Source organism: Brevundimonas sp. (assembly GCF_024711105.1).
Taxonomy (GTDB): Bacteria; Pseudomonadota; Alphaproteobacteria; order Caulobacterales; family Caulobacteraceae; genus Brevundimonas.
Map to the genome: position 1 here is coordinate 1 of NZ_JANJTL010000095.1, position 26,605 is coordinate 26,605.

Genomic DNA, 26,605 nt, shown 5'->3' on the forward strand with positions numbered 1-26,605 from the left:
GGACGGCCGGCGCCTGCGGCTGTGGGGCCTGGCCGTGCCGACGCCTGGAACGCCCTGCGCCGACGACGGGGGCGAGCCCTATGCCTGCGAGGCCGAGGCGCGCGTCCTGCTCACCGAGGAGATCACCCGCGCCCGAGAGGCGCTGGAATTCCTCGCCGGCCAGATTCACCGGCAGTACGCCGAGGCGCCCAGTTTGCGCTGCGAGGTCCTGGGCCGGGACGACGATGGCGTCGACCTCGCCCGCTGCCGAACCCTGAACCCCAGCTGCATCCCCCAGCAGGTCGAATGCGCCGACCACTGGGTCGATCTCGCCGAACAGGTCATCGGCAGCGGCTCGGGGGCGCAGCGCCGTGAGCAGACCGCCGGAGCCTATGACGAGGCCGAGTTCGTGGCCTGCTTCGCTGACCTGGGCGTCTGGGGCGTCGCCGACGGCGCAGGGGTCGCGCGCCGCGAGGGCCACGTGGCGGACTGCTCCGCCTGATCCGGATGAGGGACGGCGCTCTCGTCCGCTTGCCAGCAGCGGCGCCGCCCGCCTAACTGCGCCCCGTTACTGGGGGTCCGCATGCTCGCTCGTCTGTTCCTGATCCTGGCGCTGGTCTTCGCCGCGCCCGCCGTCGCGCTCGCCCAGGCGCCCGAGCGCGCCCTGCCTTTGATCCCCGGCCAGACCTACGACACAGCCATCCCCGCGCCGGAACAGGTCCTCGGCTATGCGCTAGGCCAGCGGCTCTCCAGGTCCGCCGACGTCCTGACCTATTTCGAGGCCCTGTCCGCCGCCGCGCCGGACCGCATGCTGCTCGGCCGCTACGGCCAGACCTGGGAGGGCCGCCCGCTGCCCTATGCGGTGATCTCCTCGGCCCGGAACATCGCCCGGCTGGAGCAGATCCGCGCCGGCTCCCTGGCGCTGGCTGACCCGCGGCTGGGCGCCGCCGCCCTGCCGGACCAGCCGGTCATCGTCTGGCTGGCCTACAGCGTCCACGGCAACGAGATCAGCCCCGCCGAGGCCGCTATGGCCACCGCGCGCCACCTGCTCGCCTCGCGCGACGCCGAGGTGGCCCAGTGGCTGGACCAGGCCGTCGTCATCATCGTCCCGACCCAGAACCCCGACGGCCGCGACCGCTTCATGCAGGCCTATTACGCCGGCCTGGGCCTCGAGCCCGACCCCGACGCCTCGTCCGTCGAGCGCGACGAGCCCTGGCCGTCGGGCCGATTCAACCACTACCTGTTCGACCTCAACCGCGACTGGCTGGCCCTGACCCAGCCCGAGACGCGCGGCCACGTCGGCCTCATGCTCCAGTGGCGGCCCCAGGTCGTGGTCGACGCCCACGAGATGGGCACCGATGACACCTTCTTCTTCCCGCCCGAGGCCGAGCCGCTGAATCCGCTGCTGCCCGAGGCCCAGCTGCGCGCCCGCCACCTGTTCGGCCGCGCCACGGCCCAGGTCTTCGACCGCTACGGGGTCGAGTACTTCACCCGCGAGGTCTTCGACGCCTTCTATCCGGGTTACGGCGACGGCTTTCCGTCCTACCTCGGCGCAGTGGGCATGACCTACGAGCAGGGCTCGGCCCGCGGCCTCGCCGCCCGCCGTTCGTCCGGCGAGATCCTGACCTACTGGACCACCGTCCGGAACCACTTCCTGGCCTCGCTCTCGACCATCCGCACGGCCGCGGCCAACCGGGCCCAACTGCTCAGCGACTTTGGCGGCTACCACCGCCAGGCCATGGCCGAGGGCGGCTCCGCCGCCTGGATCCTCTCGCGGGGTTCGACCGATCCCGGCGCCGCCGACGCGCTCGCCGCGCTCCTGACCCGCCAGGGCGTCGAGGTCTCCCGCGCCGCCTCCACTTTCACCGCCTGCGGCCGCAACTATCAGGCTGGAGACTACATCGTCCGCCTCGGCCAGCCGCTCGGCCGCATGGCGCGCGTCCTCATCGACCCGTCCATCACCATGCGGCCCGAGTTCATCGAGCTGCAGGAACAGCGCCGCGCGCGCGGCGAGTACGCCGAGGTCTATGACGTCACCGCCTGGTCCCTGCCGGTCATGTTCAACGTCGACGCCGCCCAGTGCCGCAACACGCCGGGCGTCGCCGCCGAACCGGCCACCCCTGACGAGCGGCCCGGCATGGTCACCGGCGATCCCCAGTCTGTCGCCTGGATCGTCCCCGCTGGCTCCCAGGGCATGGAGGTCCTGACCCGCGGCCTGCGCGCCGGCCTGCGCATCCGCTCGGCCGAGGCCGGCTTCACCGTAGGCGGCCGGTCCTTCCCCGAAGGCTCCCTGATCATCCAGCGCGCCGGTCAACCCGAGACCCTCGAGTCCGTCCTGCGCGAACTCGCCGCCGAGAGCGGCGCCCAGATCATCGGCGTGGCCGACACCTGGGTGACGGAGGGTCCCTCCTTCGCCTCGGACCGCTCGCCGGTCATCCCGCCGGTGCGCATCGCGCTCGCCTGGGACGACCCCACCGACCCGTCCGCCGCCGGCGCCGTTCGCTACGTTCTGGAGCAGCGCTACGGCTACCCCGTCTCCATCGTCCGGACGTCCCAGCTCGCCTCTGGCGACCTCGGCCGCTACCAGGTCGTCATCCTGCCGGACGGCGGCGATTACGCCGAGGCCTTCGGCGAGGCGGAAGGCCTGCGCCGCTGGGTCCAGCAGGGCGGCGTCCTGATCGGCCTGGGCGCCGCGACCGACTTCCTCATCGCCGGCGACAACGCCTTCCTGCCGACCACCCGCGAGACCCTGCCCAGCGCTGAGGACGCCGACGCAGCCCCGGGTCTCATCGCCGACGCCGATAGCTACGCCGGTGCCATCGCCCCGACGGAGGCCCAGCCCGACTACGTGCTCGGCGTCCTCGCCGAGGTGGAGCTCGAGCCCGACCACTGGCTCTCGACAGGCCTGCCCTCGCGCCTCAACGTCCTTGTCAACGGCTCGGCCATCTACAGCCCGCTGCGCCGCGACGAAGGCGTCAACGTCGCCCGCTTCCCGGCCGCATCCGACCTGCTCGTCGCCGGCCACCTGTGGGAGGAGAACCGCCGCCAGCTGGCCTTCAAGCCCTATGTGATGGTCCGGCCCATGGGTCAGGGTCAGGTCATCGGCTTCACCCAGGACCCCACCTTCCGCGGCTACCTGCGCGGCCTGGACGTCCTCTTCCTCAACGCCATCTTCCGCGGCGCGGCTCAGTAGCCCCAGGCCCTAGGCCCGGGGGCCGAGGGCCTATATACCCCCCGCCTCATGTCCGCCCGGCCTCCCCTCGTCGCGCTTCGCGACGTCCGTCTTCAGGACGGTCCGAACCCTTTGTTCGACGGCGTCGATCTCGCCATCGCGCCGGGCGACCGGGCCTGCCTCGTCGGCCGCAACGGGGCGGGCAAGTCCACCCTGATGAAGATCGTCATGGGCCTCATCGAGCCGGACTCGGGCGAGCGCTCGGTCCAGGCCGGGACGCGCTTCGCCTTCGTGCCTCAGGAGCCCGACATCCAGGGCCCGATCCTGCGGGATCACGCCGTCTCCGGCGGCGCCGATCCCTGGGCCGCCGACCAGTGGCTCGAGACCTTCGGCCTCGATCCCGAAAAAACCACCGAGCGCCTCTCCGGCGGCGAGACGCGCCGCGCCGATCTCGCCCGCGCCTTCGCCGAAAAGCCTGACCTGCTGCTGCTCGACGAGCCGACCAACCACCTCGACATCCTCGCCATCGAGACGCTCGAGCGCGAGCTGACCGGCGCCCGCTTCGCCGTCCTCATGGTCAGCCACGACCGCACCTTCCTGGAGCGGACGACCAGGCGCTGCTTCTGGCTCGAAAACCGCCGCGTCCGCACCCTCGACAAGGGCTTCAAGGCCTTCGACGCCTGGGCCGCCAAGGTCACCGAGGAGGAGGCCGAATCGCTGCGCCGCCTGACCAAGGAGATCGAGCGCGAGACCTACACCTTCTACCGCTCCATCACCGCCCAGCGCACCCGCAACGAGGGCCGCGCCCGCCGGCTGGAGGCGCTGCGCCAGGACCGCGCCCGCCGCGTCGCCGATCTCCCGCGCGAGATCCAGCTCGGCGTCGACTCCGGCCAGACCTCGGGCAAGCTCGTCGCCGAGCTGAAGGGCGTCTCCAAGGGCTTCGGCGAGCGCACCATCCTCAAGCCCTTCTCCACCCGCGTCATGCGCGGCGACCGGCTCGCCGTCGTCGGCCCGAACGGCGCGGGCAAGACCACGCTCGTGCGCCTGCTGCTCGGAGAGATGCACGCCGACGCAGGCTCGATCCGCCTCGGCGCCAACCTCGAGCCCGTCTACCTCGACCAGGCCCGCGCCGATCTCCGCTCCGACATGACCCTGTGGGACGCCCTGACCCCCGGCGGCGGCGACTCCGTCTTGGTGCGCGGCCACTCCAAGCACGTCGCCGCCTACGCCAAGGACTTCCTGTTCAAGGAAGGCCAGCTGCGCCAGGCGGTCTCGACCCTGTCGGGCGGCGAGCGCAACCGCCTGCTGCTCGCCCGCGCGCTCGCCAAGCCCGCCAACCTGCTGGTGCTCGACGAACCGACCAACGACCTCGACATGGAGACGCTCGACCGGCTCGAGGACCTGCTCGAGGACTACGACGGCACCCTCATCCTCGTCAGCCACGACCGCGACTTCATCGACCGCCTGGCCACCTCGACCATCGCGCTCGACGGCCGCGGAAACGCCGTCGAGACCCCCGGCGGCTGGACGGACTTCGTCCGCCAGAATCCGGGCTTTCTCACGCCCGTCTCTCCCCCTCCTGAGGGGAGTAGTCGCGCAGCGACCGAGGGGGGCAAGTCCGCCCCCGCTCCGAAGACGTCCGCCAAGCTCTCCTACAAGGACGCCCGCCGTCTCGAAGAGGCCGAGCGCGAGCTCGAAACCCTGCCCGCCGAGATCGAGAAGCTCGAAACCGCCCTCGCCGACCCGACCCTGTACGCGTCCGACCGCAGGCGCTTCGACAAACTGTCCGCCGACCTGGACGCCACCCGCGCGCGCCTGGCCCTCGCCGAAGAGGACTGGCTACGGCTCGAAGACATGAAGGCCGCGCTGTCGGCCTGATTTCGGCGCCGTCCCGCCATTTGCTGGGGACAACTCACGCCTCTGCATTGTGACGGTTTTTTGAAAGCGTCCACCGGTCGAACACCGGTTATCCACCGCGCTCGTCGTCGTTTCGCACAGGGCGGCCGATCAAGCCGCTTGTCACCAAATCGGTTCGGTGTGACCTTGATTTCGCCGACGGACATCGCGGCGCGGAACTCCGGGGAGACCCGGGCTTCAAGCGGCGAAGACGGCTTCCGATCAAGGCCCGACGGGGGAACCCGGCGGACACCGGATCGGGGTTCTGGAGCGGGGCGACCCGCCGAGGAGCCGGGCTGACGGAGCAGCAGGGGAACCTGCCTGCCATCGAGGCCCAGGTGCGAAGGGAACAGCCGAACGGCGCCGGGTTCGCCCGCCGCCAGGACGCCGAGGCCCGACCGTAACGGACCACGTCCAACCCGGACTTGGTGAGGGGCCGATGCCGAGGGTTCGCCCGGAGCATCGCCCCTCGATCCGTTTCTGGGCCCTGTTTTCCTCGCCCGCGCAGCGTGGAGGCCATCGCCCCGCCCACGGGAGCGCGACCGTCTCCGGCGGGAGGTAAGGGCAAGCCCCACCCACAAACCTTCCCAATCCCCCCGCTCGCCATTACGCTGTTCCCGTGCGCTTTCGGGGATTCGCCGGCATGCATCGCAGAGCCCTGATCGGCGGCCTTGGGGCCGGCGCGGTCACCGCCGCGCTCGCGGCCTGCCAGCCGCGCCGTCCGCGCGTCGACGAATACGGCCGTATCCGCATCCGCTTCGCGACCGACTGGCGCGCCCAGGCCGAGCACGGCGGCTTCTATCAGGCGCTGGCCCGCGGCCTCTACGAGGAGCGCGGCCTGAACGTCGAGATCGTCCAGGGCGGACCGTCGGTGAACGTGCCCCGCCTGCTGGCTTCCGGCTCGGTCGAACTCGGCATGGGCTCCAACAGCTTCATCCCGATGACGCTCGCGGCCGAGAACGCGCCCGTCCGCGCCGTCGCCGCCTTCTTCCAGAAGGACCCTCAGGTCCTCATCGCCCATCCGGATCCGGCCCTGGAGTCGATCGCCGACCTGACCGGCCGGCCGATCCTGCTGGCCGACGCCTCGATCACCGCCTTCTGGGTCTGGCTCAAGGCGCGCTACGGCTTCACCGACGCCCAGGTGCGCGCCTACACCTTCAGCCCCGCCCCCTTCCTGGCCGACCCCCAGGCCGTCCAGCAGGGCTATCTGACCAGCGAGCCCTACACCATCCAGCAGGAGGCTGGCTTCGAGCCGCGGGTCTTCCTCCTCGCCGACGAAGGCTACCCCTCCTACGCCACCATGGTGCTCGCCCCCGACGCCCTGATCCGCGATAACCGCGACGCCGTCGCCGCCTTCATCGAGGCCTCGGCCGAGGGCTGGCGCTCCTACCTCAACGACGACCCCGAGCCGGCCAATCGCCTCATCCGCGAAGCCAACCCCGAGATGAGCCAGGACCTGCTCGACTATGCGCGGACCGCGCTGGTCGCCAACGACATCGTCGCCGGCGAAGGCGAGACCATCGGCATGATGACCGAAGAGCGCTGGCGCGAGTTCTTCGAGGTCACCTCGTCCGCCGGCGTCTTCGACCCCGACACCGACTGGCGCTCGGCCTTCACCCTCGACTTCGTCCAGGCCGGGTGAGCAGGCCGTCCCAATGTCCGCTCACCCCGGCGAATGCCGGGGCCCAGATCGTATGACTCCCCGCCGCTCCAGTGATCGCTCACGACGCCCTCCGGGGCGAATGCCCGGCCATGTCATCCGGACCCTGGCCTTCGCCGGGGTAAGCGGAAGATGAGCGAGTCTCTCGCCGCCCTCTCCGACGCCCTCGTCGCCTACCCCGGCCGCGGCCCCGCGCTTGGCCCCCTGTCCCTCGAGGCCCGCCCCGGCGAGATCACCGCCCTCGTCGGCCCGTCCGGCTGCGGCAAGTCCACGGCGCTCCGCCTGCTCGCCGGCCTCCAGCCGACCACCGCCGGTCAGGTCAGCCGCCAGGTCGGCCCCGGCGACATCGGCATGGTCTTCCAGGCCCCCACCCTCGCCCCCTGGCTCACCGCCCGCGCCAACATCGTCCTGCCGCTGCGCCTCTCCGGCATCCCCGACAGGGAAGCGAAAGCCTCCGCCGACGCCGCGCTGGCCCGTGTCGGCCTGACCCACGCCGCCGGCCTCAAGCCCGCCCAGCTCTCCGGCGGCATGGCCATGCGCACCGCGCTCGCCCGCGCCCTGGTCACCCGCCCCCGCCTGCTCCTGCTCGACGAGCCCTTCGCCGCGCTCGACGCCCTCACCCGTCGCGAGGTCATCGACGACGTCCTTGCCCTCTGGTCCGAGACCAAACCCGGCGTCCTCTTCGTCACCCACGACGTCGAGGAGGCCGTCTACATGGCCCACCGCGTCCTGGTCATGACGCCCGCGCCCGGCCGCATCGCCGCCGAGATCGCCACTCCACCCGGCCTGCCTCGCTCCGAAGGCTTCCGCGCCACGCCCGCCTTCCGCGACACGGTCGAGGCCGCCTACGCCGCCATCCAATCCGCCCGAGCGGCGGCATGAGGGCGCTCGCCCCCTGGCTGGCCTTCGCCCTCATCCTGCTGGGCTGGGAGGCCGCCTGCCGCCTGCTCGAGGTCCCCGTCTACCTCCTGCCCGCCCCCAGCGACGTCGCCCGCGCGCTTGCCGAGCGCTGGCCGCTGCTGCTCCAGGCCGCCGGGCGGACCCTGATGATGGCCCTGTCCGGCCTGCTCGCCGCTGTGATCGTCGCCGGCCTGCTGGCCGGCCTCGCCGCAGCCAGCCGCACCGCGGCCTCGGCGCTCCGCCCGCTGGCGGTCACCGTCCAGGTCACCCCCGTCGTCGCCATCGCGCCGCTCGTCGTCATCTGGGCGGGTCTCGAGAACAGCGAGCGCGCCGTCACGGCGCTCGCCGCCGTCGTCGCCTTCTTCCCCCTTTTCTCGGGCGCGCTCACCGGCCTCACCTCCGCCGATCCGGACCTCGAACGTCTCTTCGACCTCTACGGCGCCTCGCGGCTCGACCGGCTCCTGCGCCTGCGCCTTCCATCCGCCGCGCCCTTCATGCTTGAGGGCCTGTCGGTCGGCGCCGGCCAGGCCGTCATCGGCGCCGTGGTGGCCGAGTTCGTCGCCGGCTCCGGGGCCAGCCAAGGCCTCGCCTGGCGCATCCTCGAGGCCGGCAACCGCCTGCGCACCGCCGAGATGTTCGCCGCCCTGGTGGTTCTCGCCGCGCTAGGCCTCGTCGTCCACGCCCTGATCGGCCTGGCGCGGCGCCGCGCGCTCGCCGCCTGGTCCGGCGCGCGTTAACCCGCGAGCAAGCGCGCGATCCCTATTCTCGCGGACCTTTCGGGGATCGCCTTCATGGCTCGCGGACTTCTCCTGCTCGGCGGCGCGGCCGCCCTCCTTTTCGCCGCCCAGCCCGCGGCTGCCCAGGAGAGCGCGCGCGAGGCCGGCCTGCGCTACCTCACCTGGCCCGGCCGCCCGCCGGTGCAGCAGACCCGGCCCGAACCGCAGCGCCCGCGCCGTCTGGCCCCGCCGCGCGTCCAGACCGAGGTCGAGACCCCGCCGCCGCCTCCCCCGCCGGTCACCCAGCCCGTCCCGCGCCTCAGCGCTCCGACCGTCCCCGCTTCGGCCACGGTCGAAAGCCCGACGCCGCGCTATTACTCCGTACATCGCGCCGCCGGCCGTCAACCGGACCCCATCCCCCAGGCCGGCGAACGCGCCGCCTCCGACGGGACCCAGGTCGTCCTGGCGGTCCCGTCCGGCCGTTCGCTTGCCGAGCAGGACCGGCTGGCCACCGCCCAGGAGGCGATGGACATCCTGCGCGACCTGCCGCCCGACCAGCTCGCCCAACTCCTGGAGCAGCCGCGTTGAGCCGCCTTCAGGACCTCATCGACCTCGCCAAGGAGCCGTCGAGCGAAAAGCGCCGCGCCCTCCTGCGCGAGGTGACCGATGTCTTCTTCGGGACCGACGCCCACAACCCGACCGAGCTCGCCCTCTACGGCGAGGTTCTCAGCCAGCTCACCGCCGAGATGGAAGAGGCTGTCCGCGTCGAACTTGCCGAACGCTTCGGCCCCTCGCCCGCCACGCCCCGCTCCCTGGCCCGCAAGCTGGCGCTCGACACCGAGGCGGTGGCCGGGCCGGTCTTGCGCGACTCCCCGGCGCTCGAGGAGGACGACCTGCTCGAAGTCGTCCGCACCAAGGGCCAGGGCCACCTGCGCGCCGTGTCCGGCCGCGCCGTCGTGCCCGAGGCCGTCTCCGAGGTCATCGTCGAGCGCGGCGACGACGAGACCGTCGACCAGCTCGTCCGCAACGAAGGCGCGCGTCTCTCGCGCGCCACGTCCGAGGCCGTGGTCGACCGCGCCCAGGCCAATCCGGCTCTCCACGAGGCGGTGGTCAATCGCGCCAACCTGCCGCCGGACCTGCTCAACGAAATGTACTTCGTGGTCGAGGCCGGCCTGCGCCAGCGCATCCTCGAACAGAACTCCAAGCTGGATCCAAAGGCCCTTGAGGCGGCGCTCGCCGCCGGCCGCGACCGCCTCGCCGCCGCCGACGGCGCCTTGCCCGCCGATTTCGAGACCGCCCAGGCCTATATCCGAGAGCTGCGCGCCGCCGGGGCGCTCACGCCCGAGATGCTGGCCCGCTTCCTGCGCTCGGGCGGCCGCACCGAATTCCTCATCGCGCTCTCCGAACTCGCCGAGATCGATTTCCAGACCGCGCGCAGCATCATCGACCGCTGCGAGCTCGATGCGCTCGCTGTGGTCTGCAAGGCCGCCGACCTCGAACGCGCCCTGTTTCTCACCTACGCCGTCGTCCTCCTCGGCCGCGAAGGCGACGGCATGGCCAGGGCCCAGTCCTACGGCCGCATGTACGCCGAGCTCCCCCGCGACACGGCGCTTCGCACCCTGCGCTTCTGGCGCATGCGCCGCCAGACCGGCTCAGAACTCGCCGCTTAATCTACCGCTCACCCCGGCGAAGGCCGGGGTCCAGATCATAGAGCTCCGAACTCTCGCGTCGGCTGCGATTAAGCTGCCTGGACCACCGCCTGCGTCATTTCATCGGGACCCCGGCCTTCGCCGGGGTAGGCGGTAGATGTGGGTGGCAGCCGCCCTACAGCGTCCCCATCGCCAGGAAGGCGCGCGCCGCGGCGAAATCGCCCACGCCCAGCGTCACCGTCCGCACCGATCCATCGACCCGCACCAGCTCCACCAGAAACCGCTCGCGCGGATCGAGCACGCCCAGCGCATCCGCCGCCGCGGTGGGGAACCTGAACAGCACCCCGCCCGCGCCCCCTCCCGGCGCCAGGGTCGGCTCAGCGCTCGATTGCGCGCTCGCCAGGAACACCCGACTGGACGACCTCGGCGGCGTCGCGGCCACGCCTGCGCGCGGCAGCCAGGCCGAGCCGGCCCGCGACGGGTCCCGCACCACGATCCGCGCCGAGGCGAAGCGCTCGCCGCGGCCGGGCCGCGCCGCCAGCGCCAGGGCTTGGCCGGCCTCACCGCCCGCATAGCCGAACACCACGGCGTTCGCGCCCGAGCCTGCGTCCTGCCGCACCAGCCAGCTCGGCGTGCGATAGGCGCGCCGGTCGACCGACCAGGCGCTCCCCTGTCCGGGAAACTCCATTCGCGCCGTGCGCGACCAGGCCTCGAAGGCCGAGCGCACCCGGCCCGCGGCCGTCCTCAGGTCCTGGGAGTCGCACGCCGTCGCCGCCGCCCGCGACCGCGCCCGCTGGCGCACGCCGTTCAGGTCCGCCTCGCTGACGCCCGACCTCAGGGCCGCGCCGCGCGCCTGGGCCGCCCCGGCCTCCAGCGCCTGGGCCGTCGCCCGCGTGAACAGGCCGCACCTTGCGTGGGCGGCGCTCATCAAGGCGCGCTCGTAATAGATGTCGGCCGGACCCGCCTGGGCGGCGCCGGCCAGCGCCAGCCCGCCCACGGCGGCGAGCACGGCGAAGCTGTTTCGGGCTTGGCTCGGGATGCGCATGGCCTCACCTTAACCACGCCGGCTTTGCGGTTCGGTTTCCGGTTACGGTTAAGGCTTTGCTGATTTCCACCGATGTCTGGGTCGCGGCTCTCGTCCGCCGCGCCGAACTGGCCGGCGCCTCGGCGGTCGTCGTGCGCCGGGGCGACGCCCGCGCCGGGGCCGTCCTGGTCAAGGCCTACGACACCCTCAACCGCACCGCCCGCCTCTACGCCGAGACCACCGGCCTCGACGGCGACCGTCTGTGGATCGAGCCCCACCCAGATGCGCCGGAATCCGACCTCGACGCCTACGCCGAGCGCCAGGCCGGCTACGACCCTGACATCTGGCTCATCGAGATCGAGGACCGCCAGGGACGGCATTTCCTGGTGGAGAAGGTGGGATAAGGCGGCCTTACGCCGCCATCCGCCCCCAGACCGCCTTGTCAGCGGCCACGGGCGTCAGCCGGCCCTTGGAGGCCTTGGACTTCAGCTGGCGGATCACCGCGTCGGGCAGCACCGCAAACCGCGGCTCGACCAGCTCCGGCGCGCAATCGGCCTCGGGCGCGGCGAACAGGGCGGCGTTCAGCCCGACATTGCGGCTGGCGATCAACCAGGCCAGGCGGCGCGCCCGCTCGGGCTCGTCGCGATGCAGCATCGGGTTCTCCGCGAACAGCTCGCAGCCCAGCTCGACCACATAGTCGAACCCCAGCCGCGCGAAGCGCCGCTCGTCCACCGGATCGACCGCCAGGCCTTCGGCCAGATCAAACACGGCGTCGTTCAGCAGAAACAGCACCAGCGGACATCCCATCGACCGGACGCATTCTCGTCCGTTGAGACGACCCTACCCGCAGGCCCTTTTCGATCCGGTGAGCGAACGCGGTTAAGCAGATATGAGCGCCAGGGCGCCCGGCCCGGGTCCCCAGAACAGCCCCGCTTGACTCCCCGCCTCCCGTAACGCCGAATTGCGCCGGGTGGAGGAGCGGCCGTGGTTTCATGGGCCAAGATCGCCAAGGCGGCGACGATCAGCCTTGTGCTGACGCTGCTGGCGCTCGGCGGCTCCAAGCTGAACCTGTTCGGCTTCGAGGACATCACCAACGCCGGATCCGACGATGTCTGGCAGCGCCTGACGGCGGGCGCCTACGGCCGTGACGAGCGCCCGGGTCAGGACCTCATCCGCATCGTCCATATCGACGACGAGGGATTGACGGCCCTGCGCGGTCAGGGCTGGACCGGCTGGCCGCCCGGCTACGCCAATCTCGGCTACATGATCGAGGACGTACTGAACGCGGGCTCGCAGCCGCCGCGCGCCGTCTTCGCCGACCTGATCATCCTGGGCCAGGCCGGCCTGACCCCCGAGGGTGAGGCCGATTTCGCAGTGCTCGTCGATGTCCTGTCGCGCGCCACGCGAGCGGAGGCGTGGAACAGCCACACGGCCTGCCTGGCCGATCCGCTCACGCGGCTGGCCTGCATCGTCGAGGCCGGCGGCGTCCCGATCATCCTGGCCAAGCCGGACGCCGCCGAACAGGCGGGCCAGACCGACGTCCAGCGCCGCCTGGACCAGGTCGCCCTGCTCTCGCCGGTGCTCGTCGGCGCCCGCGCCTATCCGCTGGTCAACACCTATGACGACCGCGCCCTGCCGGGCGTGTCCGACTTCGACCTGTCGCCCGCCGCCGCCCTCTACGCCGCCGGCTGCCTGCGCGCGCTGAAGGCGACGGGCGAGAACGGCTGCGGCCTGCCCGCCTTCGAGACGGCCGCCGCCGCCGCGCGGGCCGCCCTCGCCGACCGCGCGCCGCCCTCGGGCGCCGCCACCGCTCTGCGCCGCGACTGGCGCAGCGACATGTCCGTCGTGTGGGGCGACCGCATACCCGAGCGCCAGGCCGAGTTCACCGAGGCCGTCAGCTCCTCGCCCGCGCCGGAGTGCCGCCATGACGTCGGCCTGTTCACCCGCGTCTTCGAACAGTCGGTCGCGGCCCGCGGCGTCGGCTCGGGCGAGCGCCAGGCCTGCGCCTACACCTTCAACCTCGGCTACGACCGGCTGGTCGCCGGCTTCGGCATGACCCAGGACCGCTACGACTACGTCCTGGCCGACCGGCTGGTCCTGATCGGCAGCCACATGCGCAACAGCGACTGGGCGCCGACGCCCCTGCACGGCCAGCTGCCCGGCGTCCACTACCACGCCATGGCGCTCGACAACCTCGTCCAGTTCGGCGCCGACTACCGCCGCATCGAAACCACCTTCCTGAACACCGACGACATCCTCAAGTCGCTGCTGACCTTCATCCTGCTGTTCACGGTGATCGTCGCGGTCATGGCCAGGAACGCCATCCTCGAGGAGGTCTTCCCCGACCGCGAAGGCCGGCTGCCGCTATGGGCCACGCCGATCTACTACGGACTGCTCGCGGTTCTCATCCTCGGCCTGACCGGTCTGGTCACCTGGCTCGGCGCCGGAGTGTGGCAGCGCGCCGTGATCAACTGGCTGGGCATCCTGTCGCTGACCTTCAGCGTCCTGGTCATGGCGGCCCGCACCACCCTGCTCCAGGACGCCGGCTCGAGCCTGCGCTGGACCACCCGGATCGGCGATCGCCTCAAGTTCGAGACCGACACCCTGTCGCGCCGCCGCCGGCCCGTCCCGGCCGAGCCAGACCCCGCGCCCGCCCCGGCGCGCCCCCGCTCCAGACGAAAGAAGACCCCCGATGCTTCGTAACCTCGCCTTCGCCGCCGCCCTGCTCGCCGCCACGCCCGCGTTCGTCCAGGCCCAGGACACGGTGCTGGGCCGCGTCACCGCCTATAATCGCGCCGAGCTGCGCGCCTTCGACTCCGATGGCCGGCCCCTGGGCCAGCCCATCCGCAGCCGAGATCTCCCGGCCAATGCGCCCATAGTGGCCTTGCGGCCCGGCGGGGGCGTCGGCATCCGGCACGGCGGCCAGATCATCTTCCTGCGCGGCATCGATGTGGAGTTCCAGCTGAACGAGTCCGGTTCGGCCCAGTGTCTGGCGGCCAGCGGCGCGACCCGCGAGTCGGGCGCCATCTCGACGGGCACCTACGCCGGCGGCGGCTCCAGCCGCGACTGCCGGCTCGGCGGGTCTTGACCGTGCGGGGCCGGCTCCTCGGCTTCGCCTGGGCCCTGGCGCTGCTGGCGGCGGCCGCGCCCGCCTCGGCCCAGCTCGGCCGCTTCCTGCCTGGGCGGGGCTATGCGGTGGATGGGCGGGAGGGCCCCTACCTGACCCAGGTCGACCCCCGCGAAATCAGCCAGCGCGTGGGCACGGGCCCGGGCCTGGCCTTCGCATCCGAGGCCGGCAACCAGGGCGCTCACCGCGGTCAGCGCCTGCGCATGCCCCGGACCGAGGCGGCCATCGCCGCCCTGATCGCCGAGCTGGACGCGCCCTGGCCGCACGACCCGCGCCTTCCCGTTCAGGTCCACATCCTCGCAAGCGGCTTCTACGCTCCGATGGCCCTACCGGACGGGTCGATCATGGTGCCGTTGGGCCTCATCGCCCAGGCCGAGACCGACGACGAACTGGCCTACATTCTCGGCCACGAACTGGCCCATGTCCGCCTTGGCCACTTCGCCGACGACCAGGGCTTCCGCGAGCAGCGCCGGAATGGCCAGCGTCTCGCCGACGCCTACGGCATGGCCTCCATGCTCTATCAGATGCGCCCGCGCGAGGACGGCAGCATCGCGGTGGGCGGCGATGATCGCTCCTCGGTCCGCGCCGCCGCCGCCAGCGACCAGCTGAACACCCTGATCAACGTCTTCGCCGAACCCGCCTGGGCGCGCGGCCAGGAGGACGAGGCCGACGCGCTTGCCTTCGACCTCTCCGAGGCCGCCGGCTTCAATGCGCTGGACGCCGCCGACGCCGCCTTCGGCCGAATGGAGGCGGACTTCAACACCCGCCGCGCCCTGGCCGAGGCCATGGAGGGACAGCTCAGCGAAACCGTCGCCGACGCCTCCTCCCAGGTGAACCTGAACGCCGTCGCGGCCGGTGATCTGCGCAGCGTGGGGAACAGCCTGCTCAACGGCCTCGCCCGCTCCGGCGGCCGGCGCGCCTTCGAATTCGCCTCCGGCTATTTCGGCCAGCGGCACCGCCCGCCCGACGCCCGCAGCGAAGGCCTGTCGACCTACGCCGACCGCGCCTATCCGGACCTCGCCGCCTTCCGCGATCCGCAGGAACAGCGTCTGACCGCGATCCGCGCCTCGGACGAGTACCTGCAGGCCATCGTCGCCGTCGACGCCCTCCAGGCCGCCCAGGAACTCCGGCGCGAAGGCGACCTCGAGGGCGCCCTCACAGAGATCCAGCGCGCCCAAGCCACCCCCTACGGCGGCTCGGCGGTCATCCTCAACGCCGCGGCCGGCATCAACGCCGACCTCGGTCGCATCGATGAGGCCGAGGCCCTTTACACCCAGGCCAACCGGCAGGAGGAACAGGGGCTCGACGGCTACGTCGCCCACGTCCGCATGCTGATCCGCGCCGGCCGCCGCGACCGCGCCCGCCAGGTGATCCACGAAGGCGCCGCCCGCTTCGGCGGCGGCGAGCTCGGCGAAAAGGCCTTCCTGCCCTCCTTGGTCGCCGTCTCCTTCGCCGACGGGCAGGAGCGCGAGGGCCTCGTCTACCTGCGCCGCTGCCGCGCCTACGCCGAGGAGCGCCTGACCCAGGACTGCACCCTGGCCGCCCTGTCGCCCAACGACCCCCAGCAGTACGAGAACCTCTCCCCCGAAACCCGCCGCGAAGTCGACGCCGCCGTCCGCACCAACTCCACCGACCGCCGCGGCCTCGGCCTCCTCGACAACTTCCGCATCTCGATCCCGGGCGGGTGAGGCCCCCGCTTTTTCTTCCCTCGCCTGTCGGCCTCGGCCATCCTCCGGCGTCGTATCGCCGAAGGAGGATCGCCCGTGCTCTACGCCGTGCTCTGTTATGACCGCGAGGATGTGGTCGGCGCCTGGTCCAAAGAGGAGGACGAGGCCGTCATGGGCCGCCTCATGGCCGTGCAGGACAAGCTCGCCGCGCAGGGGCGTATCGGGCCGGTCGCGCGCCTGCTGCCCACCACCGCCGCCACCACCGTCCGCAAGGGCAAGGACGCCATGGTGCTGGACGGGCCCTTCGCCGAGACCAAGGAGCAACTGCTCGGCTTCTATATCATCGACGCGGACGACCTCGAAGGCGCGGTCGCGGTCGCGCAGGACCTGGCCAAGGCCTCGGGCTCGCACGGGTCGTATGAGCTGCGCCCCGTCGGCTTCTTCCACGACTGGAAGGCCCTGAAGGAAAGCCCGCCCGCGTGACCGACCTGGCCTGGATCGAGGCGGCGCTGGTCGCCGCCCGCCCCCGGGCCGTCGGGGCCCTGCTCCGCTACTTCCGCGACCTCGACCTGGCCGAGGAGGCCTTCCAGGACGCCTGCCTCAAGGCGCTCTCCGCCTGGCCCTCCAAGGGCCCGCCGCGCGACCCCGCCGCCTGGCTGATCTTCGTAGGCAGGAACGCCGAGGTGGACGGCGTGCGCCGCCGCTCGAAATCCCGGGCCCTTCCGGACGAGCGCGAACTTTCCGACCTCGACGACGCCGAGACGCCGCTCGCCGACCGGCTGGACGAGGCCGACTATCGCGACGACATCCTCAGGCTGCTCTTCGTCTGCTGCCACCCGGACCTGCCCTCGACCCAGCAGATCGCGCTGGCGCTGCGCATCGTCTCCGGCATTCCGGTCCCGCGCATCGCCCGCGCCTTCCTCGTCGGCGAGAGCGCCATGGAGCAGCGCATCACCCGCGCTAAGTCCAAGGTCGCCGCCGCCGGCGTCCCCTCCGAGGCCCCCGGCCAGGTCGAACGCGCCGAGCGGCTCGGGGCCGTCGCGGCCATGGTCTATCTGATCTTCAACGAGGGCTACACGGCGCCCGACCCGGCGTCGGAACGCGGCGGCCTGGCCGAGGAGGCCATCCGGCTCGGCCGGCTCCTGCTGCGCCTCTTCCCCGCCGAGCCCGAGATCATGGCGCTGGTGTCGCTGATGCTGCTCCAGCACGCCCGCGCCGCCGCCCGCTTCTCCGCCTCGGGCGCCGCCATCCTGCTCGACGACCAGGACCGCGCCCGCTGGGACCCCAAGCTGATCGCGGAGGGTCTCGCGCTGCTCGACAAGGCCATGCGCCACGGCCGCCCCGGCCCCTATCAGGTCCAGGCCGCAATCGCCGCGCTTCACGCCCGCAGCCCTTCCGCCGACCGCACCGACTGGGCCGGCATCGAGCGCCTCTACGCCACGCTCGAGCACATGGAGCCGTCGCCTGTCGTCACGCTCAACCGCGCCGTCGCCGTGATGAAGGCCCGCGGCCCGGAGCCCGCGCTCGCCATGATCGAGCCCTTGGCCAGCCAGCTCTCCGGCTATTTCTATTTTCACGGCCTGAAGGGCGCGCTCCTCAAGCAGCTCGGCCGCGCCTCCGAGGCCCGCGCCGCCTTCTCCCAGGCCGTCTCGCTGGCCAACACCCCCGCCGAAGCCGCCCACATCCGCGGCCAGATCGAGAGCCTGTCGGCCTGACGCAGCCACGGCGGCCCATCGCCGCACTCGGGTTGCCCCTTTGGGATCACCCCCTTAGGCTCCCCCCACTGATCGCGAGGCAGGCGGACCCGTCCCCTGCCTCGTTTCATTTCCAGTGAGAGGTACCTCATGCGTTCGACCATCGCCGCCGTCGCCGCCGCCGCCGCCCTGTTCGGGGCCGGCTCCGCCCTGGCCCAGAGCCCGTCCTTCACCGACCAGGAGCTCTCCGCCTACGCCGAGGCGCTGGACGTGATCATGCCGATCGCGCAGGCCGCCGGCGGCGCGCCCAGCGACGAGCAGCAGGCCCAGATGGCCCAGGCCGTCACCGACGCCGGCCTGACCGCCGAGCGCTTCAACGCCATCGCCACCGCCAGCCAGTCCGACGCCGTGGTTCGCGCCCGCATCGACCTCGCCGCCGCCGGTGAGCCCGCCGCCACCAGCGTCTCGGCCGCCACCAGCGACGCCGAAATCGACCAGTTCGCCCGCGCCATGGTCGCCGTCCGCACGGCCTCGGGCGGCTCCAGCTCCCCCACCGCCGAACAGCAGGCCGCCATGGCCGAGGCCGCGACCTCGACCGGCCTGACCGTCGAGCGCTTCAACGCCATCGGCGCCGCCATCCGCGCCGAGGAGCACCTGCGCGCCCGCGTGGCGCTGGCCGAGGCCCAGCTGGCGGGCTGAGCCCCCGGGAGCGGGGGTTCGGTCCATCCGAGCCCCCACCACCCTGCAACCCAGGGTAAAGCCAGACTCGACCCTCCCGCGCGGCCGTTATAGCTTCCGTCGGGGAAAGGGAGGGCGACCTCAATGACTTGGTTGCAGCGCGGCGCGCTCGTGTGCGTCCTGGCGATCGGGCTGTTCGCCTTCCCCTCCCAGGCTCTCGCCCAATGGTTGCGAGCCGAAAGTCCTCGCTTCATCGTCTATTCCCAGGGCGACCAGCGCACCCTGCGCGACTATGTGCTCCAGCTGGAGACCTTCGACTCCATGCTGCGGGCCCGGCACAACCTGGACCCCGCGGGCGTCCCGGCGCGCAAGCTGCCCATCTACCTCGTGCGCGGTTCGGATCAGCTCAGGACCATCCGGCCCGAGGCGGACGACGGCATCGCCGGGCTCTACGTCCGGTCCAACTCCGACGTTTTCGCCATCGCCATCCGCGACCGTGAGGACGACGACACCCTGATGCACGAATACGTGCACCACTTCATGCTGGCGAACTTCCCCTCCGGCTATCCGGGCTGGCTCGTGGAGGGGTACGCTGAATACTACATGACCACGGACATCAATCCGCGGCGCATCTACGTCGGCCGCCACGCGCCGGGGCGCACCGACACCCTGAACTATTTCCGCCGCTGGCTGCCGTGGGATCAGGTGCTGGCCAACGGTCCGCAGGCCCTGCAGGATTCCGAGGCCCGATCGCTCTACTACGCCCAGGCCTGGCTGCTGACCCACTACATGCTCAGCGACCCGAACCGCATGGCCCAGCTGCGTAACTACGTGCGCCGTCTCAACCAGGGCGGTCATCCGGTCGCCGCCTTCACAGAGACCACCGGCATCCCCGTGGACCAGCTGGAGGCCGTCCTGCGCGCCTACATGCGCGGCGGCATGCCGTATCTGGAGCTGACGCCGGACCAGTCCGCCCCGCCGCCCGTCACCATCACCCAGCTGCCGGCCTCCGCCGACGACCTGCTGCTCGACGCCCAGCATCTGCGCAGCTGGGTCGACGAGGCGCGCGGACCCGAGCTTCTCGCCCGCGTGCGCGAGCGGGCCGCCCGCCACCCGGCGGATCCCTTCGCCCAGGTCGTGCTGGCCCGCGCCGAGCTCATGCTCGGCGATCCGGCCGTCGCCGACGGCGTCCTCGACCGTGTGCTCGAGGCCGATCCCGAAAACGTCGAGGCGCTTCAGCTCAAGGCCGAGCGCCTCATGGCCCAGGGCGACGAGATGCCCGACCAGCAGGCCGCCCTCTACGGCCGCGCCCGCGCCTTCCTCGCCCGGGCCTACGCCGCCGACAACGGCAGCTTCCAGACCCTCTATGCGCTGGCGCGCAGCCGCCGGATCGCCCCGGACTATCCCACCGACAACGATCTGGAGACCTGGCTCGCCGCCAATGAAATGGCGCCCCAGCTGCCCAGCATCCGCATCGAGGGCGCCCAGGCGCTGATCCAGGCCGGCGAGTTCGGGCACGCCCTGACCCTGCTCGCGCCTCTGGTCAGCGACCCGCACGGCGGCGAAACCGCGGCGGCGGCCCGCAGCCTGGTCGGCCTCATCCAGGCCCGGATGGCGGGCGGCGCGCCCTCGGGCGCCGCCGTAGCCCCGGGCGGTCCGCCGGGCGGCTCCGGCCCGCCCCTGGGCGCAGGTCCGATCAACGTCTCCCAGATCGAGTTCTGCACCGGCCTAGCTCTGGCCTGGCGCGCCGTGGACCCCAACACCGAGACCGTTCGCGAGGCCGAGACCTGGACCCAGCTGTTCAACCGGCTTGTCCGCGCCTACCCCTCCCCCCAGGCCGCCGCCGACGCGCTGGCCCGAAGCACCGAGGACGCCACCCTCGATGACCCCATGTGGCCGCCCTGCCGCCTCATCGAGGAAGACGGCCAGATGCGCATCGTGGATCCCCGCGACGAGGAGGGTTAGGGCGCGGGCGCCCGGCAATAGGCGCTCGACCCCCCGCTCTCGCGCAGCATCCCTACGTAATAGGCCGCGAAGCCCGCGGCCTGGCCGCGGTTGAAGGCTGTCTCCTGCAACTCGTCGACCGCCGTGGCCCAGTCATCGGCGCATACGGCCGCCTCCGCCGTCCCGCGCGCGCAGTCGATGAAGGCGCCCAGCGCTGCGCGATAGCGCTCCACCTCCGCCCGCCCCATGACCGGCCCGTGGCCCGGCACGACCAGCCGGAACGGCTCGGCCAGCACCTCGTCCAGGGCCGCCAGCCATCCGTCCGGGCACGCCGTGTCCAGGAACGGCGCCGGCAAGGTGATCAGGTCGCCCACCGCCGCCACGCCCGAGGTCGGGTCGAACAGCCACACGTCGGCCTCCGTCGCCGCATCCTCGGCGATCCTGACCCGCAACCGCCCGTCGCCCGCCGGCAGCGAGCCGTCCGCCTCCAGCGCCCGGTCCGGGATCAGCTCCTCGGCGCGGGCGATCACCGCGATGTCGCCGCGCACGTCCTCGGCCAGGGCCGGCGGCGCCTGGCCACTGTCGAGAAAGGCCTGCCCGCGCGCCACCGATGGCCGCATGAAACCCTCGATCGCGCCCTCGATGGCCCGGCTGGCGAACACCGGCACGTCGGGCCAGCGTTCGGCCAGCGCCAGGTTGCCGGTGACATGGTCCAGGTGCCAGTGGCTGTTCACGATCGCCGCGAGCGGCCGCCCGTCCGCCGTGACCCGCGCCTCGATCGCCTCCCGATGCCAGGGATGCCGCCCCGTATCGAACACGACCAGCCCGGCGCCCGAGCCGAACACCACCGTATTCCCGTCCGGCTCCCGGTCCTCCGTCACGCCCCCGGGGATCAGCCACACCTCCGGCGCGATCTCCCGCGCCACCGGGGGCGCGGGGCGGGCCGGCGGGTCCTGGGTGATCAAGGCCAGGCTGAGCAAAGTGGCCGCGAACATAGGCAGTCCTCCCGTCCCGCCTCACATTGGCGCCCCATCACCGGCGGCGCAGCTTAAGGATTGGACAGGCTCACGCCGTGACTTTCCCCGCCCGCCGCGCTAAGCGCGCCGCCGCATGTCCAAGCTTTCCCTGACCGAGGAGGCCGCCCGTCGGCGGACCTTCGCCATCATCGCGCACCCCGACGCGGGCAAGACGACCCTGACCGAGCACATCCTGCTCGCGGGCGGGGCCATCCGCGCGGCCGGCGCGGTGCGCGCGCGCGGCGAGGCGCGGCGCACCCGGTCGGACTGGATGAAGATCGAGAAGGAGCGCGGCATCTCGGTCAGCGCCTCGGTCATGACGTTCGAGCACGACGGCAAGATGTTCAACCTGCTCGACACGCCGGGCCACGAGGACTTCTCCGAGGACACATACCGCACCCTCACCGCCGCCGACTGCGCCATCATGGTGCTCGACGCCGCCAAGGGCATCGAGCCCCAGACGCTGAAGCTGTTCGAGGTGTGCCGCCTGCGCGACATCCCGATCATCACCTTCATCAACAAGCTGGACCGCGAGGCCCAGGACCCGATGTCCCTGCTGGACGACATCGCCAGCCGGCTTCAGCTCGACCCCTCGCCCATCTGGTGGCCCGCCGAGAGCGGAAACCGCCTGCGCGGCATGGCCGAGATCGGCACCGGCCGCTTCCAGCCCTACGCCCGAAAGGTCGCCGGCTCGGACGAGGACCCGGACCATCCGGCCGCCCTGCCCCTGGCCGACGCCGACCGCTATTTCGAGGGCTCCGAACAGGCCGACCTCGTCGAGGCGCTCGAACTGGTCGAGGGCGGCTACAAGCCGTTCGACCTCCAGGCCTTCCTCGAGGGGCACATGACGCCGGTCCTGTGGGGCTCGGCCTTGCGCCACTTCGGCATCGACGAGCTGCTCAAGGCCATCGGCGACTGGGCCCCGCCGCCCAAGGTCATGCAGGCCCGCAAGGAGGCCCCGCCCGAGACCCGCAACGCGCCCGAGCCCCAGGCCATCACGGTCGAACCCGGCCAGGCCGAGGTCACGGGCTTCGTCTTCAAGGTCCAGGCCAACATGGACCCCAACCACCGCGACCGCATCGCCATGTTCCGCATGGCGTCGGGCCAGTTCCGCCGCGGCATGAAGCTGAAGGTCCAGAACACCGGCAAGCAGCTGAGCGTGAACGCGCCGATCATGTTCTTCGCCTCGGACCGCGAGCTGGCCGAGGACGCCTACGCCGGCGACGTGATCGGCATCCCCAACCACGGCGTGCTGCGCGTCGGCGACAGCCTGTCGGAGAGCGGCCTGGTCCGCTTCGCCGGCCTGCCCAACTTCGCGCCGGAAATCCTCCAGCGCGTGCGGGTCAAGGACCCGCTCAAGGCCAAGCACCTCAAGAAGGCGCTCGAAGGCCTGGCCGAGGAAGGCGTCACCCAGCTGTTTCGCCCCGAGCTGGGCTCCGACTTCATCGTCGGCGCCGTCGGCCAGCTCCAGTTCGAGGTCATGGCCGACCGGCTGGGCGAGGAATACGGCCTGGAGGTCCTGTTCGAGCCCTCCCCCTACGCCGAGGCCCGCTGGATCTCCGGCGCCCGCGCCGACCTCGAGGACTTCATGGGCAAGTACCGGCCCCAGATGGCCGTCGACATCGACCAGGCCCCCGTCTTCCTCGCCAAGTCATCCTGGGAGACCGGCTACGTCGGCGAACGCTTCCCGAAGGTCGCCTTCTTCAAGACCAAGGAACGGGCCTAGGCCCTACTGGACCGCGTAGAGCCGCGCCGCCCCGATGCAGGTCTCGGCCGAGCAGGTCGGCATGGCGATACGGATCGTATAGACGCCGCCCACGGTGTTCGGGATCTCGACGACCGGATAGTCGTCCAGAAGGGTGTCGCTGCCGATCTCGACCCCGTCCGGACCGGTCACATAGAGATCCACGTCCGAACAGTTGGTGTCGCAGGCCCCGAGCACGCGCACCGTGTCCCCCTGACCCAGTTCGACCTCGAAGTCATAGGCGGCCCCCGGCGCGATGCGGGCCAGCTCGTCGTCCATGACGGCCTCCAGCCCGGGCGCGTACTGCGTGGCGTAGCTGTCCAGATAGCCGCCAAGGGTGGTGCGCTCCTCCGCGGAGAAGCCGCCTCCGCCCCCACCGCCGCCACCCAGCGTGATGGCCAGGACTGCGATCAACAGCACGGCCGCCACAGCGCCGCCCCCGATCAGGAGCCACTTCCGGTCGATGCCGCCGACCCGCGCCTTGACCTCGTCGAGGTTGGGCATCTCCACATTCGGGATCTCGACCTTGGGCAGGTCGACCTTCGGGAAGGACCCCAGGCCGAGCCCGCCCTGGGCGGGCGTTTCGGCCGGAACGGGCTCGGCGGGCTCGGCCGCGCTGATGGGGTCCGGCGTGACCGGCTGGCTCGCCGCCGCGGGTTCCGAACTGACGGCGGCCGGCGCGGCCGGCGCCGCCGGCGCCTCGGCGGCCTTCTCCTCCTGGCCGTCCTTCAGCCACTGCACCAGCCGGTCCCAGCCGGCGTGCTTGCGCCGCGGCGTCCAGCCCATCAGGTCCACCGCCTGGATCAGGCGGAAGGCCAGCGGCACCTTGCAGTCCGAGAACCGCGCCTGGATCAGCTTGGGCGACGCCGCCTCCCGCGCCGCGCCGGCCTCGGTCCGCACCCAGTCGCTCTGAACCGAATAGTCGGTCCACAGCACCAGCACCTTGCGCGCCGAATCCAGCTCGCGCTCGATGGTCTTGTCCCAGGTCTCGTTCGGCGTGATCCGGTCGTCCCACCAGACCGTCATGCCCTGTTCGGTCAGCGCCTGAACAACCTTCTGCGCAAGCTCCCGATCGCGGCGATCGTAGCTGACGAACACGTCGGCCATGAAAACTCCTCCCTCGACGGACCTCTAACCCAGAGAGTCCGCCATGTCAGTCTCCTAGGCGGCTCTCCGACGCCCGACGGGCTCAGGCTGCGCCCGCACAAAGGTCCATTCGTCGCGCTCGGTCTCGTCCAGCCGGTATCCGTCGACGTCGAACGCCTTGAGGTCCTCGGCCCGCTCGACCCGGTTGTCGATCGCCCAGCGGGCCATCAGTCCGCGCGCCTTCTTCGCGAAGAAGGACACCGGCCGGCGCTCACCGTCCTTCTCCTCGAGGAAGCGGATGGTCAGGACCGGCGCCTTCAGCGCCTTGCGGTCAACCGCGCCGAAATATTCCTCGCTGGCCAGGTTCACCAGTGTCCCGTCGGCATGGCCCTCCAGGTCCGCATCCAGCCTGCGCGCGATCCGGTCGCCCCAGAAGTCGTAAAGGCTCGATCCCCGCCGCGTCTTCAGCCGCGTGCCCATCTCCAGCCGGTGCGGCTGGATGGCGTCCAGCGGCCGCAGCACGCCGTACAGGCCCGACAGGCTGCGCACATGGTCCTGCGCCCAGGCCATCGCCGCCCCGTCCAGGCTGCGGGCGTCCAGGCCGATGTAGACGTCGCCGGCGAATGCCAAGGCCGCCGGCAGGCCGCCCTCGGCTTCCGGATCAAAGGCCCTGAACCGCTCCCGGTTCAGCTTCGCCAGATCGTCCGACAGGTGCATCAGCCGCTTCAGGTCCGGCGCGGTGAGCCGCTTGGCCGTCCGCGCCAGGGCGGCGGTCTCCTCCATCATCCGCGGCCGCGTCGCGTGCGCCCCCAGGGGATGGTCGCTGAAGTCCAGCCGCTTGGCCGGCGAGAGGAGGAAGAGCACGGGACGGGTCTCCTGAATCGCCCGTCCTCTTAGCCCATCCGCACGGCCCGTCAGGGGGTCGGTGAGCGCTTCGGCGACTTTTTTCGTCTCCGGATTCGAATCGTTGACTCCGGCGCTGGACGGCGACTCGCAAATCACCCTACGATTCGATTTGAGGGTTGGGATTAACCTTTCTTAAGTCTTTCGGAGTGAGCGTTCGGGAAACCGGTCCGTAACGATTTCGGACACCGGACGTGTGGCCAAGCTTCGCCTGGAGGGGGCTTTATGCGAGTTCTGCTGATCGAAGACGACAGCGCCACGGCTCAGAGCATCGAACTGATGCTCAAGTCCGAAGGGTTCAATGTCTACACCACCGACCTGGGTGAGGAAGGCATCGACCTCGGTAAGATCTACGACTACGACCTCATTCTTCTGGACCTGAACCTGCCCGACATGAGCGGTCTCGAGGTCCTGCGCCAGCTGCGCGTGGGCAAGGTCAACACTCCGGTGATGATCCTCTCGGGCACTTCAGAAATCGAAACCAAGGTCAAGACCTTCGGCGGCGGCGCCGACGACTACATGACCAAGCCGTTCCACAAGGACGAGCTGGTGGCCCGCATCCAGGCCGTCGTCCGCCGCTCCAAGGGCCACGCCCAGGCGATCATCCACACCGGCGAGATCGCGGTGAACCTGGACGCCAAGACCGTCGAGGTGAACGGCCACCGCGTCCACCTGACCGGCAAGGAGTACCAGATGCTGGAGCTCCTCTCCCTGCGCAAGGGCACGACCCTGACCAAGGAGATGTTCCTGAACCACCTCTACGGCGGCATGGACGAGCCGGAGCTGAAGATCATCGACGTCTTCATCTGCAAGCTGCGCAAGAAGCTCGCGACCGCCGCCGGCGGCAAGCACTACATCGAAACCGTCTGGGGCCGTGGCTACGTGCTGCGCGACCCCCAGGAAGGGTCCGGCAGCGTCGCCGCCTGATCCACCCTCACCAGTAAGCGTCCGGGTTGATTACCGCCCGTCGGGAAACTGGCGGGCGGTTTTCGTTTGGGTTCAACCTTCTGGCTTGTTGCGACAGGGTTCGAGCAGGACTAGGCTGGAGCGGACCCAGGGAAGGGGCGAAAGATGCGCCTGATCTTCGGTTTAGCCTTGTTCGCGCTCGGCGCCGGGAACGCTGCCGCTCAGACAATCCAGTGGCCAATACCGGGACGCACCTGGGAGAGGATCGGCAGCTCCCCCTACTACCGTGCGCCCGATCCGGGCACGGGGATCGAGGCCGGCCGCGAGGTCGACCGCGAGAACGAGGAACTTCAGGACCCACGATCGAGGCCGGCTCCCGACCTGCCGGTTGGGGCCAGCGTGCTGGCGCGCAATGGAGACGCCCTCGGCTCTCTGATCGGCTTGGTGCAGGCCGAGGACACCGGGCTTTGGTACGGCGTCATCCGTGACGGCGAAGGCGGTCTGCGCGCCGTCGAATCCGACACGTTTCGGCCCGGGCCCGACGGACAGCTGCTGACCAACCTGACCGAATACCAGTTCCGCCGCCTGCGATCGGTGTCACAGGGCGGCTAGATCGCCGGTGGTCAGTCCCGCGGGTCGTCGATGACGGCGCGGCCGTTCGCGTCCCGCACCACTCTGCAATGCGGCAGCAGCGGCTGCTGAGCCTCCGCCTCGACCTGAGCCGCGGCGAGTTGCTCGGAAAGAAGGCTTTCGCTCAGGGAAAGTCCCGCGGCGGCCTGGCGATAGACCCCGACCCAGCGGTCGAGCTCCGCCTGGTTCCGGGTCGACGGTTCGGCCGCCTGCC

Annotated in this window: 25 protein-coding genes; 19 read left to right on the top strand and 6 right to left on the bottom strand. The window is 71.3% G+C overall.

What is annotated here, in order from left to right; translation table 11 throughout:
* The 8 genes from Q0M60_RS07055 to Q0M60_RS07090 form a co-directional block, all read left to right on the top strand.
* A partial coding sequence (locus Q0M60_RS07055; RefSeq protein ID WP_296817729.1) for a hypothetical protein occupies positions 1–481 on the top strand: 481 nt, incomplete at its 5' end.
* 81 nt (positions 482–562) lie between these two features.
* A complete protein-coding gene (locus tag Q0M60_RS07060; RefSeq protein ID WP_296817731.1) occupies positions 563–3,172 on the top strand; it encodes a M14 family metallopeptidase in 2,610 nt (869 codons plus the stop codon).
* A 48-nt stretch (positions 3,173–3,220) separates the two neighbouring features.
* Positions 3,221–5,029 carry an ABC-F family ATP-binding cassette domain-containing protein gene (locus Q0M60_RS07065; RefSeq protein WP_296817733.1) on the top strand — a complete coding sequence of 603 codons (1,809 nt, stop codon included), beginning with the start codon at positions 3,221–3,223 and terminating at the stop codon, positions 5,027–5,029.
* 661 nt (positions 5,030–5,690) lie between these two features.
* Positions 5,691–6,689 carry an ABC transporter substrate-binding protein gene (locus Q0M60_RS07070; RefSeq protein WP_296817735.1) on the top strand — a complete coding sequence of 333 codons (999 nt, stop codon included), beginning with the start codon at positions 5,691–5,693 and terminating at the stop codon, positions 6,687–6,689.
* Between the two features lie 150 nt (positions 6,690–6,839).
* A complete protein-coding gene (locus tag Q0M60_RS07075; RefSeq protein WP_296817737.1) occupies positions 6,840–7,589 on the top strand; it encodes an ATP-binding cassette domain-containing protein in 750 nt (249 codons plus the stop codon).
* Entirely contained in the window at positions 7,586–8,344 is a 759-nt protein-coding gene (locus Q0M60_RS07080) for an ABC transporter permease subunit (protein ID WP_296817739.1), read from the top strand. Before Q0M60_RS07075 ends, Q0M60_RS07080 begins: the two co-directional genes overlap by 4 nt.
* 54 nt (positions 8,345–8,398) lie before the next feature.
* The gene (locus tag Q0M60_RS07085; protein WP_296817741.1) at positions 8,399–8,911 is read left to right on the top strand and encodes a hypothetical protein; all 513 of its coding nucleotides are present in this window, start codon (positions 8,399–8,401) and stop codon (positions 8,909–8,911) included.
* Positions 8,908–9,993, top strand: coding sequence for a DUF2336 domain-containing protein (locus Q0M60_RS07090; RefSeq protein ID WP_296817743.1), 1,086 nt, complete (start codon positions 8,908–8,910; stop codon positions 9,991–9,993). Before Q0M60_RS07085 ends, Q0M60_RS07090 begins: the two co-directional genes overlap by 4 nt.
* A gap of 154 nt (positions 9,994–10,147) precedes the next feature.
* Here the strand turns inward: Q0M60_RS07090 and Q0M60_RS07095 are convergent, their stop codons facing one another.
* Positions 10,148–11,017, bottom strand: a complete 870-nt coding sequence (locus Q0M60_RS07095) for a hypothetical protein (RefSeq protein ID WP_296817744.1) — start codon at positions 11,015–11,017, stop codon at positions 10,148–10,150.
* Positions 11,018–11,073: 56 nt separating this feature from the next.
* On the opposite strand from Q0M60_RS07095, the gene Q0M60_RS07100 reads away from it, so the two are divergent.
* Complete coding sequence (locus Q0M60_RS07100; protein ID WP_296817746.1) at positions 11,074–11,400, top strand: DUF1491 family protein; 327 nt, start codon at positions 11,074–11,076, stop codon at positions 11,398–11,400.
* Positions 11,401–11,407: 7 nt separating this feature from the next.
* On the opposite strand, the gene Q0M60_RS07105 is transcribed toward Q0M60_RS07100, so the two are convergent.
* Positions 11,408–11,788, bottom strand: coding sequence for a hypothetical protein (locus tag Q0M60_RS07105; protein ID WP_296817748.1), 381 nt, complete (start codon positions 11,786–11,788; stop codon positions 11,408–11,410).
* A 192-nt stretch (positions 11,789–11,980) separates the two neighbouring features.
* On the opposite strand from Q0M60_RS07105, the gene Q0M60_RS07110 reads away from it, so the two are divergent.
* The 7 genes from Q0M60_RS07110 (at position 11,981) to Q0M60_RS07140 (ending at position 20,127) form a co-directional block, all read left to right on the top strand.
* Positions 11,981–13,699, top strand: coding sequence for a CHASE2 domain-containing protein (locus Q0M60_RS07110; protein WP_296817749.1), 1,719 nt, complete (start codon positions 11,981–11,983; stop codon positions 13,697–13,699).
* Positions 13,689–14,084 (top strand): hypothetical protein, encoded by a 396-nt coding sequence (locus tag Q0M60_RS07115; RefSeq protein WP_296817751.1) that lies wholly within the window; start codon positions 13,689–13,691, stop codon positions 14,082–14,084. The genes Q0M60_RS07110 and Q0M60_RS07115 overlap by 11 nt, the downstream gene beginning before the upstream one ends.
* Before the next feature lie 2 nt (positions 14,085–14,086).
* Positions 14,087–15,811: a M48 family metalloprotease gene (locus Q0M60_RS07120; protein WP_296817752.1), complete on the top strand. Its 1,725-nt coding sequence runs from the start codon at positions 14,087–14,089 to the stop codon at positions 15,809–15,811.
* A 75-nt stretch (positions 15,812–15,886) separates the two neighbouring features.
* Positions 15,887–16,273 (top strand): YciI family protein, encoded by a 387-nt coding sequence (locus Q0M60_RS07125; RefSeq protein WP_296817754.1) that lies wholly within the window; start codon positions 15,887–15,889, stop codon positions 16,271–16,273.
* A complete protein-coding gene (locus tag Q0M60_RS07130) occupies positions 16,270–17,505 on the top strand; it encodes an RNA polymerase sigma factor (protein WP_296817756.1) in 1,236 nt (411 codons plus the stop codon). Before Q0M60_RS07125 ends, Q0M60_RS07130 begins: the two co-directional genes overlap by 4 nt.
* 129 nt (positions 17,506–17,634) lie before the next feature.
* Positions 17,635–18,183: a DUF4168 domain-containing protein gene (locus Q0M60_RS07135; RefSeq protein ID WP_296817758.1), complete on the top strand. Its 549-nt coding sequence runs from the start codon at positions 17,635–17,637 to the stop codon at positions 18,181–18,183.
* Positions 18,184–18,306: 123 nt separating this feature from the next.
* A complete protein-coding gene (locus Q0M60_RS07140; protein WP_296817760.1) occupies positions 18,307–20,127 on the top strand; it encodes a hypothetical protein in 1,821 nt (606 codons plus the stop codon).
* Here the strand turns inward: Q0M60_RS07140 and Q0M60_RS07145 are convergent.
* Positions 20,124–21,101, bottom strand: a complete 978-nt coding sequence (locus Q0M60_RS07145; RefSeq protein WP_296817762.1) for an MBL fold metallo-hydrolase — start codon at positions 21,099–21,101, stop codon at positions 20,124–20,126. The two genes, Q0M60_RS07140 and Q0M60_RS07145, sit on opposite strands and share 4 nt — an antisense overlap.
* Before the next feature lie 115 nt (positions 21,102–21,216).
* Between Q0M60_RS07145 and Q0M60_RS07150 the strand changes: the two genes are divergently transcribed.
* Positions 21,217–22,848 (top strand): peptide chain release factor 3, encoded by a 1,632-nt coding sequence (locus tag Q0M60_RS07150; protein ID WP_296817763.1) that lies wholly within the window; start codon positions 21,217–21,219, stop codon positions 22,846–22,848.
* 3 nt (positions 22,849–22,851) lie between these two features.
* Here Q0M60_RS07150 and Q0M60_RS07155 read toward each other — a convergent pair whose 3' ends face one another.
* Entirely contained in the window at positions 22,852–23,973 is a 1,122-nt protein-coding gene (locus Q0M60_RS07155; protein ID WP_296817765.1) for a toll/interleukin-1 receptor domain-containing protein, read from the bottom strand.
* A gap of 54 nt (positions 23,974–24,027) precedes the next feature.
* Positions 24,028–24,816 (bottom strand): peroxide stress protein YaaA, encoded by a 789-nt coding sequence (yaaA, locus tag Q0M60_RS07160; RefSeq protein WP_296817766.1) that lies wholly within the window; start codon positions 24,814–24,816, stop codon positions 24,028–24,030.
* A 264-nt stretch (positions 24,817–25,080) separates the two neighbouring features.
* On the opposite strand from yaaA, the gene ctrA reads away from it, so the two are divergent.
* Positions 25,081–25,782 (top strand): response regulator transcription factor CtrA, encoded by a 702-nt coding sequence (gene ctrA / locus Q0M60_RS07165; RefSeq protein WP_296817768.1) that lies wholly within the window; start codon positions 25,081–25,083, stop codon positions 25,780–25,782.
* A gap of 144 nt (positions 25,783–25,926) precedes the next feature.
* Positions 25,927–26,373: a hypothetical protein gene (locus Q0M60_RS07170; RefSeq protein WP_296817770.1), complete on the top strand. Its 447-nt coding sequence runs from the start codon at positions 25,927–25,929 to the stop codon at positions 26,371–26,373.
* Positions 26,374–26,384: 11 nt separating this feature from the next.
* Here Q0M60_RS07170 and Q0M60_RS07175 read toward each other — a convergent pair.
* A partial coding sequence (locus Q0M60_RS07175; protein ID WP_296817772.1) for a hypothetical protein occupies positions 26,385–26,605 on the bottom strand: 221 nt, incomplete at its 5' end.